The 15,057-nt window shown below is 60.1% G+C and carries 12 protein-coding genes; 3 read left to right on the top strand and 9 right to left on the bottom strand.

Features of this window, described 5'->3' with window-relative positions; translation table 11 throughout:
• Positions 1–53 precede the first annotated feature (53 nt).
• Positions 54–1,424, top strand: a complete 1,371-nt coding sequence (gene creD / locus BK667_RS28780; RefSeq protein ID WP_123599597.1) for a cell envelope integrity protein CreD — start codon at positions 54–56, stop codon at positions 1,422–1,424.
• Between the two features lie 181 nt (positions 1,425–1,605).
• Here creD and BK667_RS28770 read toward each other — a convergent pair whose 3' ends face one another.
• The 8 genes from BK667_RS28770 to BK667_RS28735 form a co-directional block, all read right to left on the bottom strand.
• Positions 1,606–2,235 carry a glutathione S-transferase gene (locus BK667_RS28770; RefSeq protein WP_123599652.1) on the bottom strand — a complete coding sequence of 210 codons (630 nt, stop codon included), beginning with the start codon at positions 2,233–2,235 and terminating at the stop codon, positions 1,606–1,608.
• A gap of 196 nt (positions 2,236–2,431) precedes the next feature.
• Positions 2,432–2,611, bottom strand: a complete 180-nt coding sequence (locus BK667_RS28765) for a hypothetical protein (protein WP_123410405.1) — start codon at positions 2,609–2,611, stop codon at positions 2,432–2,434.
• A complete protein-coding gene (locus BK667_RS28760; RefSeq protein ID WP_123513265.1) occupies positions 2,608–3,738 on the bottom strand; it encodes a PepSY-associated TM helix domain-containing protein in 1,131 nt (376 codons plus the stop codon). Before BK667_RS28760 ends, BK667_RS28765 begins: the two co-directional genes overlap by 4 nt.
• A gap of 72 nt (positions 3,739–3,810) precedes the next feature.
• Positions 3,811–6,234, bottom strand: a complete 2,424-nt coding sequence (locus BK667_RS28755; protein ID WP_123599596.1) for a TonB-dependent siderophore receptor — start codon at positions 6,232–6,234, stop codon at positions 3,811–3,813.
• A gap of 235 nt (positions 6,235–6,469) precedes the next feature.
• On the bottom strand, positions 6,470–7,441 hold the full coding sequence (locus BK667_RS28750; protein WP_123599595.1) for a FecR domain-containing protein: 972 nt from the start codon (positions 7,439–7,441) through the stop codon (positions 6,470–6,472).
• A complete protein-coding gene (locus BK667_RS28745) occupies positions 7,438–7,956 on the bottom strand; it encodes an RNA polymerase sigma factor (RefSeq protein ID WP_123410409.1) in 519 nt (172 codons plus the stop codon). Before BK667_RS28745 ends, BK667_RS28750 begins: the two co-directional genes overlap by 4 nt.
• A gap of 244 nt (positions 7,957–8,200) precedes the next feature.
• Positions 8,201–8,908 carry a 3'-5' exonuclease gene (locus BK667_RS28740; protein WP_123599594.1) on the bottom strand — a complete coding sequence of 236 codons (708 nt, stop codon included), beginning with the start codon at positions 8,906–8,908 and terminating at the stop codon, positions 8,201–8,203.
• On the bottom strand, positions 8,905–10,839 hold the full coding sequence (locus BK667_RS28735; RefSeq protein ID WP_123599593.1) for a putative nucleotidyltransferase substrate binding domain-containing protein: 1,935 nt from the start codon (positions 10,837–10,839) through the stop codon (positions 8,905–8,907). The genes BK667_RS28740 and BK667_RS28735 overlap by 4 nt, the downstream gene beginning before the upstream one ends.
• Before the next feature lie 258 nt (positions 10,840–11,097).
• On the opposite strand from BK667_RS28735, the gene BK667_RS28730 reads away from it, so the two are divergent.
• Positions 11,098–11,544: a response regulator gene (locus BK667_RS28730; RefSeq protein ID WP_123513124.1), complete on the top strand. Its 447-nt coding sequence runs from the start codon at positions 11,098–11,100 to the stop codon at positions 11,542–11,544.
• Between the two features lie 226 nt (positions 11,545–11,770).
• On the opposite strand, the gene BK667_RS28725 is transcribed toward BK667_RS28730, so the two are convergent.
• Positions 11,771–13,948: a malate synthase G gene (locus BK667_RS28725; protein WP_123599592.1), complete on the bottom strand. Its 2,178-nt coding sequence runs from the start codon at positions 13,946–13,948 to the stop codon at positions 11,771–11,773.
• A 538-nt stretch (positions 13,949–14,486) separates the two neighbouring features.
• Here BK667_RS28725 and BK667_RS28720 point away from each other — a divergent pair.
• Positions 14,487–15,005, top strand: coding sequence for a glycine cleavage system transcriptional repressor (locus BK667_RS28720; protein WP_123410579.1), 519 nt, complete (start codon positions 14,487–14,489; stop codon positions 15,003–15,005).
• Positions 15,006–15,057 lie beyond the last annotated feature (52 nt).

The following is a 15,057-nucleotide window of genomic DNA, read 5'->3' as shown; positions in this document are numbered from 1 at the left end:
AACCCCCACACACAACTCCCAAACTCTCCCTCATTCGAACAGGGAGAGACCCAATGAACCGCAACCTGACCATCAAACTCGGGGCGATTGCCCTTCTGATTCTGTTATTGCTGATCCCGCTGCTGATGATCAACGGCGTGATCCAGGACCGTCAGCAACTGCGCGACGGTGTGCTCGAAGACATCGCCCGCAGTTCCAGCTACAGCCAACAACTGAGCGGGCCGCTGATGGTGGTGCCGTATCGAAAAGTGGTGCGCACCTGGAAGCTCAACGAAAAAACCAACGAGCGTTACCAGGAAGTCGGCGAAGAGCGGGGTCGTATGTACTTCTTGCCGGAACGCTTTGAACTGGATGGCAACGTTCAGACCGAACTGCGTTCTCGGGGCATTTATGAAGCGCGGTTGTTTCACGCCGATAACCGCATCAGCGGCCACTTCTCGATCCCTGAACAATTGGGCATCAAGGAAGACTTCGCCGATTATCAGTTCGACCGACCGTTTCTGGCCGTCGGCATCAGCGACATTCGCGGCATCGAAAACGCGCTGAAACTGGAACTCGATGGTCAACGCCTGGACTTCGTTCCTGGCAGCCAGGTGGGGTTTTTGGGGGAGGGCGTGCACGTCATGCTGCCGATGCTGGATGCGAAGAAAACCACGGAATTGGCCTTCGGTTTTGACCTGCGTTTGCAGGGCACCGGTCAGTTGCAAGTGCTGCCAGTGGGCAAGACCAGCAAAGTATCGTTGGCCGCCAACTGGCCGCATCCGAGCTTCATCGGCAACTACCTGCCGGCTCAACGCGAAGTCACCGATCAGGGCTTCACCGCCAATTGGCAAACCTCGTTCTTCTCCACCAACCTGCAAGAAGCGTTGAGCAGTTGTGTGTCCGGCGCTGGCTGTGAAGCGTTCAACGGTCGCAGCTTCGGCGTGAGCTTCATCGACCCGGTGGACCAGTACCTGAAAAGCGATCGGGCGATCAAATATGCATTGCTGTTTATCGTGCTGACGTTTGCCGGTTTCTTCCTCTTCGAAGTGCTGAAAAGCCTCGCAGTGCACCCGGTGCAATACGCGCTGGTCGGCGTGGCCCTAGCGTTCTTCTACCTGTTGCTACTGTCGCTGTCCGAGCACATCGGTTTTGCTTTGGCGTATCTGGTGTCGGCGAGCGGATGCGTGTTGCTGATTGGCTTTTATGTTTGCCACGTGCTGCGCAGCGTGCGCCACGGCTTGAGTTTTTCGGCTGGGTTGGCGGGGTTGTACGGTTTGCTCTACGGCTTGTTGAGTGCCGAGGATTACGCGCTGTTGATGGGCTCGCTGCTGCTGTTCGGGTTGCTGGGTGTGTTCATGGTGCTGACCCGCAAACTGGACTGGTACGGGATCGGGGCGAAGACAGCCAAGCCGCTGGAGTTTGATATGGGAGCGGTGGAATGAGCCGGTCGTTGGGGTTGCGGGAGGATCAGCGGGAAGGGGAGGTGTTGGCGACGCTGATTATCGGGTTGTTTCCTTTAGATTCGGTGTGGTGCCTTCGCGAGCAGGCTCGCTCCCACAGGGGGACGCATTCCAATGTGGGAGCGAGCCTGCTCGCGAAGAGGCCCGAACAGTCAGCGAAGATCTAAACCTTAGGCATAGTGGCCAACATCGATGCCCGCTGACTCACCTCAAAAAACCACTCGGCCAGCTTAGGATTCGCCGCGCGCCATTCCAGGTCCGGATGGCGCAGGTCGAGGTAACCCAAGGCACACGCCACGCTGATCGCCGCCACATCGAAATGGCTGGTCAGTTCGGCAATCGCGTCCGTTTCCAGCAACACCAAGGCGCGGCGGATCTTCTCGCGTTGGCCGTCGAGCCACTGGTCCCAGTGTTTTTCCGGGGCGCGCAGGGCTTGTTCGTAGCGAATCATCACTGCGGCGTCCATGATCCCGTCGGCCAGGGAGGCCAGGGTCAGGCGCCGCCAGCGGGCCGGGCCGTCACGCGGGATCAGCGGATTACCGACGTGCTGGTGATCGAGGTAGTCGAGGATCACTCGGCTGTCATGGATCACGTTGCCATCGGCCAGGCGCAGGGCCGGGATCTTGCCCAGCGGGTTGTCTTCGCACAGCGCCAGGTCCGGGCTGACCGGCGTCAGTTGGCTGTGTTGCAGGGCCACGCGGTCGGTCTGACCGGTCTCGTGCAACAGCACCATGACTTTGCGTACGTAGGGTGACAAAGGATTGTGGAACAGGGTCATGCTCGGGGCGGACATGGCAGCGTCTCGATCGGTGGCAGTGCGGGGCAGCATAGCGCGTTGGTTCTATTCCTCAAGATCAGAAATACCTGGCTCAAACCTGTGGGAGCGAGCCTGCTCGCGAAGAGGCCCTATCAGTCGACATTGATGTTGCCTGATAGGCCGCTTTCGCGAGCAGGCTCGCTCCCACAGTGGATTGTGGTGTTTCTGGGGATTAGCGGCGTTGGAGTAATCCGCGCAGGGCCAGGGCGGCGGGGATGCCCAGACCCAGCCAGCTCAACGCATCCCACACGCCATCGCCCAGCAATGCCGAGAACAACCCGGCAGCGCTGAGCAATGCGATCACCAACGGCGTGGCGAAGACTTTCCAGAAGTTCGACTGCCTGGGTTTCATGCCGGGCTCTCCACTTTATTCAGCACCGGTTTCGCCGCTTTGCGCCGCACCACCCACAGATAAACCCCGCTACCGAGCACGATGATGGTCAGTACATCCAGGGTCGCCCAGAGGATTTTCATCGGCATGCCGCCGTAGTCACCAAAGTGCAGTGGTTGCGACATGCCCATCGCGTCCATGTACCACGGGCGCTCGGCCACGGCGGTGACTTTCAGCGTGCTGGCGTCGATCAACACCGGTGTCAGCAGGTGCGAGGTCAGGTGTGTGCTGCCTTTCATGAACACCGCGTAATGGTGTTCGCTGGAGAAACGCGTGCCGGGGAAGGCGATGAAGTCCGGCTGCATGCCCGGCGCGACTTCCTGGGCGATGTCGAGCAGGCGGGTGGCGGGTGCCAGTTGTGTCAGCGGCGGCGCATCGCGGTAGGGCGCGACCATCGCGCTCAGGCTGTCGTTGCGCCACGCAGCGATCAGCAGGTCGGCGCAGGCGCTGATCACGCCGGTCACGCCGACCACCAACGCCCAGGTCAGGGTCACCACGCCGATCAGATTGTGCAGGTCGAGCCAGCGCAGGCGGGTGGATTTATCCTGGCGCACGGTGGCGAATTTCAAACGGCGCATGAACGGCAGGTACAGCACCGTCCCGGAAACGATGGCGGCCACAAACATGATTCCCATGAACGCCAGCAACAACTTGCCCGGCAGCCCGGCGAACATGTCCACGTGCAGACGCAACATGACCATCATCAGCCCACCGTTGGCCGACGGCATTTCCAGCGCTTCACCGGTGCGCGCATCGAGCATGAAGGTGTGGGACGAGTTGGGTTCGGTGCCAGCGGTTTTCGCCATGATCGCGATCACGCCGTTGGGGTCTTCATCGTCGTAGCCGAAATACTGCATGACCTCGCCCGGACGATGTTTCTCGGCGGCCGTCACCAACTGCTGCAAATCCAGCTGCGGCGTATCGGCCGGCATCACCTTCAACTCGGCGGCATCGCCCAGCAAATGGTCGATCTCGTGGTGGAAGATCAACGGCAGACCGGTCAGTGCCAGCATCAGCAGGAACACCGTGCAAATCAGGCTGGTCCAGGTGTGGATGCAGGACCAGCGGCGAATTGTTTTACTTTTCATTTCATGGCCTTCAGAAAGACCAAAGCCGTCCACAGGGGACGGCTCGGTCATAGGGCGTGTCAGGTCAGGCGATTACCACTTGTAAGAAGCACTGGCGACGACGCTGCGTTGGTCGCCGTAGTAGCAGTTGTAGCTGTCACAGGTGGAGATGTAATCCTTGTCGAACAGGTTGGTGGCGTTCAGTGCCAGCGACGCGCCCTTGAGGCTGTTGTCCAGACGGCCGAGGTCGTAATGCACGGCGGCGTCGAACACGGTGTAGGCGTCAGCCTTGCCCAGCCAGGTGTTGGCCTGATCGCCATAAGTGTTTCCGGTGTAACGCACGCCACCGCCGACACCGAAGCCATCAAGCACACCCGTGTGCCAGGTGTAGTCGGTCCACAACGAGGCTTGCTGGTTTGGCATCAGTTGCAGACGGTTACCCTTGAAGTCGCCTTTCTGCACTTCAGACTTGGCCAGGGTGTAGGAAGCGATCACTTTCAGGTTGTCGGTGACGTCTGAAGTCGCTTCCAGTTCCAGGCCTTTGACGTTGACTTCGCCGGTCTGGCTAGTGATCGGGGTATTGCCGATGGTGGTGGTAACGGCGACGTTTTTCTGGGTCAGGTCATACACCGCAGCGGTCAGCAGGGTCTTGCTGCCCGCAGGCTGATACTTGACGCCCATTTCCCATTGCTTGCCTTCGGTCGGTTTGAGCGATTCGGTAGAGCTGGCATCCGCGCCGGTGGTGGTCTGGAAAGATTCGGCGTACGACAGGTAGGGCACGAAACCCGAGTCGAACACATAGCTGATCGCCGCGTTGCCGCTGAAATGCTTGTCGCGATCAGTGTTTGTCGTATCGGTTTTGTTGAACAGAGTGCTGGTGTGGACCCAGTCTTCACGGCCGCCGAGCGTCAGGCGCCATTGGTCCAGGGCCATCTGATCTTGTACATAGAGGCCGGTCTGGTTGGTCTTCTGGTCATAGTCCAGGTACGCCGCCGAGCGAGGTGGCCGGACGATCGGTTGACCATAGATGGGATTGTTGACGTTGGTCTTCAGACCGTCGCCGTAGATCGAGACGAAGTTGGTGTTGTTGCGTTGGTGATCCAGACCCAACAGCAGGGTATGGCGAATATCGCCCGTGGCGAAGTCGGCCTGGAAGTTGTTGTCCACCGCGAACTGGCTGATGTCTTCGTCGACAGAGGTACTGGTACGGCCCACGTTGCCATCGGCATCGACAGGGTTGAATGCAAAGGCGCCGACGGTAAGGGCCTGGAAGGACAGGTCGGACTTGGTGTAACGCAGGTTTTGCTTGAACTGCCAGACATCGTTGATGCGGTGTTCAAACGCGTAGCCCAGTGCGTAGTAAGTCCGGTCGTAGTATTCCCAGTCCGGGTCACCGAGGTTTTTGTGATGGGAAATATCGCCGAGCGGCGAACGGATCTTGGTGCCTTGAATTGGCAGGAACTGGCTGGTGATGCCGGTATCGTCGCGAGTGAACTGGGACAGCAGGGTGAGCTTGGTGTCTTCGTCGATGTTCCAGGTCAGGCTCGGCGCGATGTTGTAGCGCTTGTTTTCGATGTGGTCGATTTGAGTATCGCTGTCACGCACAACGCCGCTGATGCCGTAAAGGAACTGACCCGCGTCGTCGATTTTGCCGGTGCTGGCGAAGTTGATCTGGCGATGGTTGTCGCTGCCGTATTGCAGCTGGATTTCGCTGCTGGCGACGTCACTCGGACGGCGGCTGACCATGTCCAGCAGACCGCCCGGCGGGGTCTGGCCGTAAACCGAGGACGCCGGGCCACGCAGCAGGGCGAGACGGTCGAGGTTCCAGGTTTCCTGTTTCGGGTTGGCGTACACGCCTTTTGGCAGCGGCAGACCATCGAGGAACTGGGTCGGCTCGAAACCGCGAACCCGCAGCCAGTCGGCGCGGGTGTCGCTGCCATAGCTGCTGGCGGTGATGCCGGGCATGTAGCGCACTGCGTCATCCAGACTATGCACACTGCGGTCGTCCATCTGCTGGCGGGTGGCGACGGAAATCGAACGCGGCGCTTCAACCAGTGCAGTGTCGGTCTTGGTGCCAGCAGCGGTGCGCGTGGCGACGTAGCCATCGACCGGGCCCCAGGCACTTTCAGCATTTTGCACACCAATAACGGAAGTTTCCGGCAACGCCATCACGCCCTCGGGCACGGCCACCAGGCTGTAGGTGCCGGTGCTGCTCTGTTCCAATTGCAGACCGGTGCCGCGCAGGGCTTCACGCAAAGCGGCGGTGGCGTCGAACTGGCCGTTGACCGGCGCCGAGGTCTTGCCCGCTGCCAACGACGGATTCAGCGCCAGCGCCAGACCGGCCTGGCTGGCGATCTGGTTCAGGGTGCTGGCCAACGGCGCGGCCGGCAGGTTGTAGGCGCGAACGCTGGACGCTTGTTCAGCGGCGATCAGTTGGCTGCTGGCCAGAGGGGCACAAAGGGCAATGGCGACCGCCAGCAAACTGGGGCGCAACAAGGTGTCGAGCGAACGGGACATACAGCGGCTCCTGAAAGGGAATACTTCTCAATTGCCTAGGTGCCGGACGAGAATGCAAAAGTGATAGGGCTGGATGAAAATAATTTAGATTCACGATTTGTGGTGGGGCTGCTGACGCCATCGCGGGCAAGCCTTGCTCCTACAGGGTTTTATGTCGACCGGTAATTCCGAGAACGACATAAACCTGTAGGAGCAAGGCTTGCCCGCGATGGCGGCTTATCGGGCGCCACAAGACTCAGGGCTTAACGTCAGCCTTCGCCACCGTCACCCACCACGCCGTGTGCTGCTCAATCTGCACCGGCAATGTCGGCAGCAATGCGCTCAACGCCTTGTCGGTGTCGTGCAATGGAAAGCTGCCGGTAATGCGCAAATCGGCAATCTCCGGCGCCACGCCCAGATGCCCGCGCCGGTAGCGGCCGAGTTCATGTACCAGGTCTTCCAGCCGTGCGTTGTCCACCACCAGCATGCCGCGGGTCCAGGCGTCGGCGCCGAGGTTGAGCGCGACGATTGGCCCCAGGCCATTGCTGCGCATCAGTACTTGCTGGCCTTCGCGCAGGATCTGTTCTTCCGGGCTCGATTCGGGATGAGCCGCCACCGCCGATTTCAACACGCTCAGCCGCGTGCCTTCTTCTTCGCGCTTGACCAGGAATCGCGTCCCCAGTGCGCGCATGCTGCCTTCGCGGGTTTCGACGATAAACGGCCGGGCATCGCCATGCCCGGTTTCGACGAGGATTTCCCCGTCCTGAAGGATGATCCGCCGCTGCTTCTCATCGAAGCGCACATCCACGGCGCTGTGGGTGTTGAGGTTGATCACGGTGCCGTCGGCCAGACGCAAGGTGCGTTGTTCGCCAGTGGCGGTGCGCTGGTCCGCCAGCCAATAGTCGACGGGCAGGTAACGATCACCGGCGAACAGCGCCAAACCAATCACCGCGACAACACTGGCCAAGCCACTGCCGAGCTTGCGCACCCGCCGTCGGATGCTTTCCCGCGATTGCAGCAACGCGGTGCGGGCCGGGCCGTTGGCGACGCTGAAGCGCTGGTCGAGCATGCCCAGTTGGCGCCAGGCGCGGGCATGTTCTTCGTGGGCGGCGTGCCATTTGGCGAACTCTTCGCGCTCGATCGGGCTGCCGGAATCCAGAGACAGTTGCCAGGCAATCGCCGCATCCAGCACGTGTGCCGACACCGGTTTTGAACTGGCCGGACTCATACCGGCTCACCGTACAGCGCGATGTAGCACTGGCGAATGCCTTGGGCCAGGTACTGACGCACCCGTGGCACAGACACACCGAGTTTTTCGGCGATTTCGGCGTGGCTCAGACCGTCGAGGCGGTTATAGAGAAATGCCGCCCGGGCCTTGCTCGAGAGTTTGCCGAGCAAGCGGTCGATGGCTTTGAGGTCTTCGAGGATCATTTGCTGCTCTTCCACCGACGGTTGTTCGCCCTCGGGGATCAGCATCAATTCAGTGAGGTAGGCCTGTTCCAGCGCAGCGCGGCGGAAATAGTCGAACAGCAGGCCTTTGGCGATGGCCACCAGAAACGCCCGGGGTTCGCGCGGTTCCTTGAGTTCGTCACGACCGAGCAGGCGGACAAAGGTGTCCTGACTCAGGTCCTCGGCCCGTTGCGGACAGGCCACGTTGCGGCGCAGCCAGGCCAATAGCCAACCGCGATGGTCGCGATATAACGCACCAACGAGCTCACTGTGGGGGCCTTGGACTGACGACACGTAGCATCACCGATTGGGAAGTGTTAACTAACGAGAATTGTTCGCGATTGTGTCAGAGGTGGGGGAGGTAAGCAATTAACGCTGGTCGGGAGAGTGCCGCGAGGGTATTCAGTTAGACCGCGTTATCGTTCTTCGCGGGCAAGCCTCGCTCCTACAGGTTTTGTGTCGTCGTCCATTTCGCGTCCGACACGAACCCGTAGGAGCGAGGCTTGCCCGCGAAGGCGCCAGAACAAACGCCGCAGATTCAGAAGGACGGCGCCCACTGCCGCCGTTTCCACTGGCTGATCCGCTGCTGCAGATTCAACGGGCTATGAATCTGCTGCTGCCGCGCCCGACTGAACAAAATCAACGCCAATTCCGCCGTAGCCAACGCATCGGCACTGGCGTTATGCCGTTCGAAGACTTCGAGCTTGAACCAGTCAATCCACTCATCCAGCCCCGCCTCGCGGATATTCGCCTGGGGGCAGAGCAGCGGCGCGATGTCCGCTACATCCAGAAACGGATGCTGCAACTTGTAGCCCAGATGATCTTTCAGCGCCCGCCCAAGCATGTGTTGATCGAACGGCGCATGAAACGCCAGCACCGGGCTGTCGCCCAGGAACTCCATGAACTCCAGCAACGCCTCGGCCGGGTCGCTACCAGCGGCAATCGCGCTCGGCCCCAAGCCATGGATCAGCATGCTCGGCGCCAGTTTCATATCAACGCATTGCAGGGTGCGTTCGAATTGCTGACTGAAATCGATCGCCCCGTCCTCGATCACCACCGAGCCGATGGACAGCACCCGATCCTTGTTCAGATTCAGCCCGGTGGTTTCCAGGTCCAGCACCACCCAGCGCTGCTCGCGCAAACTGCATTCGCGCAGCTCGGCGCCAAGTGGCAAGTGTTGCAGGCGTAGTTGCAGGTCCTCGGCCAGCAGCGGGGTTGCCGGGCGCAGCCAGGAAAACAGGCTCATAGCTGATACCGCAGGGTCAGGCTGCTTTGCAGGCGTTGGGCCTGGCGCAGGGATTCACGCAGGATGCGCCGATCCAGATGATTGAGGCTGTCGGGATCGACGCGGTTGGAGTAGGGCAGGTTCTCCCGGGTCTGTAGTTGATGTTGCTGCATGCGGGTTTGCTGGATGAAGTGATAGGCCTCTTCGTATGCCGCACCGTCCAGGCGGTCGATGACTTCTTTTTCCACCAGTTGCCTAAAACGTTCCTGGGTGTTGTTGGCTTCGATGCCATTGGCCAGGGCCAGCAAACGGGCGCCATCCACAAACGGCGTCAGCCCTTGGACTTTGAGGTCCAGCGTGGCTTTCTCGCCATTCTTGCGCGCCAGCACGAACTCACGGAAACGTCCTACGGGCGGACGATTGCGCAACGCGTTCTCGGCCATCATTCGCTGGAACAAACGGTTGTCCGCCACCTGTTCGAGAATCCCCCGGCGCAGTTGCTCGCAGCCTTGCTCGTCGCCCCAGACCACCCGCAAGTCGAAATAGATGCTCGAACCCAGCAGGTTCTCCGGCGTCGCTTCGCGAATAAACGCCGCGAACCGCCGCGCCCACTCGGCCCGGGACAGACACAGCTCGGGGTTGCCGGCCATGATGTTGCCCTTGCACAGGGTGAAGCCGCAGAGCGCCAAGCTGTGGTTGATCTGTTGGGCGATGGGCAGCAGCTTGCCGCGAAGCTCGGCGGCATGCGCCGCGTCCCGGGCTTCGAACAGAATGCCGTTGTCCTGATCGGTGTGCAGCGTCTGCTCGCGCCGACCTTCGCTGCCGAAGCACAGCCAACTGAACGGCACGCCGGGGTCGCCTTTCTCGGCGAGGGTCAGTTCGATCACCCGGCACACGGTGTGGTCGTTGAGCAATGTGATGATGTGGGTTATTTGGGTCGAGGACGCGCCGTGAGCCAGCATGCGTTCCACCAATTGGCCGATTTCGCCGCGCATCGCCACCAGGTTTTCGACTTTTTGCGCACTGCGGATGGTCCGCGCCAGGTGCACCAGGTCAACCCGTTGCAGGGAAAACAGATCCCGCTCGGACACCACGCCACACAGGCGATGGTCCTTGACCAGGCAGACGTGGGCGATGTGCCGTTCGGTCATCGCAATCGCGGCATCGAAGGCGCTGTGATCCGGCGTCAGGAAAAACGGTGCCCGAGTCATGTGGCGCTCGATCGCTTCGTTGAAGTCATTGATGCCTTGCGCCACCACATGGCGCAGGTCGCGCAGGGTGAAAATCCCCAGCGGTGCTTTCTGCTCGTCCACGATCACGATGCTGCCGACCTGCTGCTCATGCATCAGGGTCACGGCTTCGCGCAGGGGCGTGGCCGGGCTGCAGGTCACCGGGTGACGCATGGCCAGTTCGCCCAGCCGGGTGTTCAGGGAATATTGCGTGCCGAGGGTTTCCACGGCTTTTTGCTGGACTTGCTGGTTGACCTGATCCAGCAGGCTGCTGACCCCGCGCAGGGCGAAGTCGCGAAAGGTATTGGAGAGGGCGAACAGCTTGATAAAGGCCAGTTTGTTCAGTTGCAGACAGAACGTATCTTCAGCGGCCAAGTGCTCAGTTCGCGTCGCCCGTTCCCCCAGCAACGCGGCGAGGGGAAAACACTCGCCGGTGGTGATTTCGAAGGTGGTTTCGGTACCGCCCTTGGCCGTGTGCGGACGTTCGCCCACCACCCGGCCCTGCTTGACGATGTAGAAATGCTCAACCGGGCCGTCGGCCGGTTTGATGATGCTGTCGCCGGGAGCGTAGAAACGCAGCTGGCATTGCTCCACCAGATAGGCCAGGTGGGCGTGTTCCATCTGATTGAAGGGCGGGAAACGCTGGAGGAATTGCAGGGTGCCCTGAATGTTCTGCAATACCGCGGTTTTCCCTGCCTGGGTGAAGGCGTCCGCTTTACTCATCACTATTACCGCAGTCTTTTCGAATTGTTGTTGTCAGATCGTTCAACCATGGTCGGCCCCTGAGCGCAGGGTGCCCATTGGACGTAAGTCTAGGTAGTCGCTGCTTTTAGCTATATTTCGGATATACCCTGCGCATGCTGTTGGAAAACGTCTCATTTTTTCTCTAGGAAATTTTTCCGACGAAGTGCACATTGAAGCTCTGCTTAGCGATGTCTGACCACTGTGCTAGGGGATTGAATAGAAAGCGTAGAGAAAGCCATGTCCGACCACGATATTTTGAGTGACGCCGAGCGCGAGGCGCTCAGTACGATCATGCTGGAACCTGATCTGCCGCCGCAGCGGGTGCTGATCGTCGATGACGACAAAGATGCCCGGGAGCTGCTTTCGGAGATTCTCGGTCTGGATGGCATTCGTTGCATGACCGCTGCCAGTGGTGAGTCCGCACTCAAGATGCTGGACGAGAAACCCTCGATTGGCCTGGTGATTACCGATCTGCGGATGGGGCATGTGGATGGTCTGGACTTGATCCGCCAGGTGCGTGAGTCGGTCCGGGCGGCGATGCCGATCATCATTGTGTCTGGCGATGCCGATGTGGGGGACGCCATTGCTGCCATGCACTTGAGCGTGGTGGATTTCCTGCTTAAGCCGATCGATACCGGCAAGTTGCTGGCGTTGGTCAAGCATGAGTTGGGGATGGAGCCTTAACAGTGATCGTTCCCACGCTCTGCGTGGGAATGCCTCAAAGGGACGCTCTGCGTTCCATGGGACGCAGAGCGTCCCGGGCTGCATTCCCACGCAGAGCGTGGGAACGATCGGAGTATCTCTGTAGGAGCGAGGCTTGCCCGCGAAGGCCGCACCGCTGATCTCACGTCAACGAAAAAGGCCCTGATCCGAAGATCAGGGCCTTTTTTTGTGCGGCATCAGGGCTCAGTTACAGGCCATTGGCAGCCTTGAACTCGCGACGACGACGGTGCAGCACCGGCTCGGTATAACCGTTCGGTTGCTTAGTGCCTTCGATCACCAGTTCGACCGCTGCCTGGAAGGCGATGTTGCTGTCGAAGTTCGGTGCCAAAGGACGGTACAGCGCGTCGTTGGCGTTCTGGCGGTCAACCACCGGCGCCATGCGCTTGAGGCTTTCCATGACCTGATCTTCAGTGACGATGCCATGGCGCAACCAGTTGGCGATGTGCTGGCTGGAAATACGCAGCGTCGCACGGTCTTCCATCAGGCCGACGTCGTTGATGTCCGGCACTTTCGAGCAGCCCACGCCCTGGTCGATCCAGCGCACCACGTAACCGAGAATGCCCTGGGCGTTGTTGTCCAGTTCGTTCTTGATCTGTTCGGGCGTCCAGTTCGGATTGACGGCCAGCGGGATGGTCAGGATGTCGTCCACCGAAGCGCGCGCACGTTTGGCCAGTTCGGCCTGACGGGCGAACACGTCAACCTTGTGGTAGTGCAGCGCGTGCAACGCAGCGGCGGTCGGCGACGGCACCCAAGCGGTGTTGGCGCCGGCCAGTGGGTGAGCGATTTTCTGTTCCAGCATTGCCGCCATCAGGTCGGGCATGGCCCACATGCCTTTACCGATCTGCGCGCGACCTTGCAGGCCGGTGCTCAAGCCGATATCGACGTTCCAGTTCTCGTAGGCGCCGATCCACTTCTCAGCCTTCATGTCGGCCTTGCGCACCATCGGGCCGGCCTCCATGGAGGTGTGGATTTCATCGCCCGTACGGTCGAGGAAACCGGTGTTGATGAACACCACGCGCTCGCTGGCCGCTTTGATGCAGGCCTTGAGGTTGACCGTGGTGCGGCGCTCCTCGTCCATGATCCCGACTTTCAAGGTATTGCGCGGCAAGTCGAGCACGTCTTCGATGCGCCCGAACAACTCGTTGGTGAACGCGGCTTCTTCCGGGCCGTGCATCTTCGGCTTCACGATATAGACCGAGCCGGTGCGGCTGTTCTTGCGCGAGCTGGTGCCGTTGAGGCTGTGGATCGCCGCGAGGCACGTCATCAGACCGTCGAGAATGCCTTCCGGCACTTCGTTGCCTTGGCTGTCGAGGATCGCGTCGATGGTCATCAAGTGGCCAACGTTACGCACGAACAACAGCGAACGACCGTGCAGGCTCAGTTCCTGGCCATCGACGCCGGTGTAGGTGCGGTCGGCGTTCATGGTGCGGGTGAAGGTCTTGCCGCCCTTGGAGACTTCTTCCGACAGATCGCCCTTCATCAGGCCGAGCCAGTTGCGGTAGATCACCACTTTGTCATCGGCATCGACGGCGGCGACGGAGTCTTCGCAGTCCATGATGGTGGTCAGCGCGGCTTCCATCAGGATGTCTTTGACGCCGGCGGCGTCGGTCTGGCCGACCGGGGTGCTGGCATCGACCTGGATTTCGAAATGCAGGCCGTTGTTCTTCAGCAGGATGGCGGTCGGGGCTGAGGCTTCGCCGTGGAAACCGATCAGTTGTGCGTCGTTGCGCAGGCCGGTGTTGCTGCCACCTTTAAGGGCGACCACCAGTTTGCCGTCAACAATTTTGTAGCCGGTGGAATCGACGTGAGTGCCAGCGGCCAATGGCGCGGCTTCGTCGAGGAAGGCGCGGGCGAAGGCGATGACCTTGTCGCCGCGAACCTTGTTGTAGCCTTTGCCTTTTTCCGCGCCATCCGCTTCGCTGATCGCGTCGGTGCCGTAGAGCGCGTCGTACAGCGAACCCCAGCGGGCGTTCGAGGCATTGAGCGCGAAGCGCGCGTTCATCACCGGTACCACCAGTTGCGGGCCGGCCATGCGGGCGATTTCGTCATCGACGTTTTGCGTCGTTGCCTGGAAATCGGCCGCTTCTGGCAGCAGATAACCGATGTCTTGCAGGAAGGCTTTATAGGCCACGGCGTCGTGTGCTTGACCGGCACGGGATTGGTGCCAGCCATCGATACGAGCCTGGAAATCATCGCGTTTGGCGAGTAGGGCTTTGTTCTTCGGCGCCAGGTCATGAATGACCTTATCGGCACCGGCCCAGAACTTATCGGCGGTGAGGCCGGTACCGGGAATGGCTTCGTTGTTCACGAAGTCGAACAGGACTTTGGCGACCTGCAGGCCACCGACTTGAACGTGTTCAGTCATTGCTTGCCTCACTCTGCTCAGCTATTTCGCTTTTCAGCTCTTCAATTTTGACAATGAAGCCTCTGGCCATTTAAACCACAAACCCGTCCGCCAGTACATGCCCTTGCGGGCGGCTGGGTTCGGTCCAATCAACGGCTTGGAGGCCTTGCTGACGGGGCTTTCAGGGTTGCGAGTGTGCCGGTGGCAGACATCGATCCAACGTTATGTAGTGCGCGCTGCGGCATACTACATGATGAATTGCGCTTGTGAAAATTAGACTAATTACGTCGTTCTGCGACCCCATGACGCATTGCAGTCATGTCGGGGAACGGGATGTTCTCAAAAAACTATTGGATTGTTCCAGTTAAATATAAAAACTTGTACACGATTTGTTTTTGTCAGTGACATCGGCGGTGCTTCATTCGCGGGCAAGCCTCGCTCCTACAGGTTTTGCGCGATCCTTGTAGGAGCGAGGCTTGCCCGCGAAGGCGTCGGCCGATTCAACGCCGCAACAACCCGTGCCTATACTTCTTTTTCTATAACAAAAGAGGGCTGCGCCATGGACCACCTCGTACTCACCGTTTTCGCACCGGACAAGGCAGGGCAGGTCGAGCGCATTGCCCAATGCATCGCCGAGCATGGCGGTAACTGGCTGGAAAGCCGCATGTCGCGCATGGCCGGGCAGTTCGCCGGGATTCTTCGCGTAGGGGTGCCGGCCGAAGCCTACGACGAATTGGTCGATGCCCTACAGGCGTTGTCCGCCCATGGCATTCGCGTATTGATCGCTGAAAGCGGTATCGAACAATCCTGCACCTGGAAGCCGATCGCCATGGAACTGGTGGGCAATGACCGGCCGGGAATTGTGCGCGACATCACGCGTTTGTTGAGTGAGCAGGGGGTGAATCTGGAACGTCTGGTCACTGAAGTGCGTCCGGCGCCGATGAGCAGCGAGCCGCTGTTTCACGCTGAAGCCATTCTCGCGGTGCCGCTGACCCTGTCCCTGGACGTGCTGCAATCGCGCCTGGAAACCCTGGCCGACGACTTGATGGTTGAATTGGTGCTGCGCAGTGAACCCTGAGACAGGGTTATCCAAGTTATACGTGCACCTGCCTGTGGATAACCTGTAGAGA

The sequence above is a fragment of the Pseudomonas frederiksbergensis genome (genome assembly GCF_003732705.1).
Classification (GTDB): Bacteria; Pseudomonadota; Gammaproteobacteria; order Pseudomonadales; family Pseudomonadaceae; genus Aquipseudomonas; species Aquipseudomonas frederiksbergensis_F.
The sequence above is the reverse complement of the archived record's forward strand: the minus strand, read 5'-3'. Positions and strand labels throughout refer to the sequence as shown.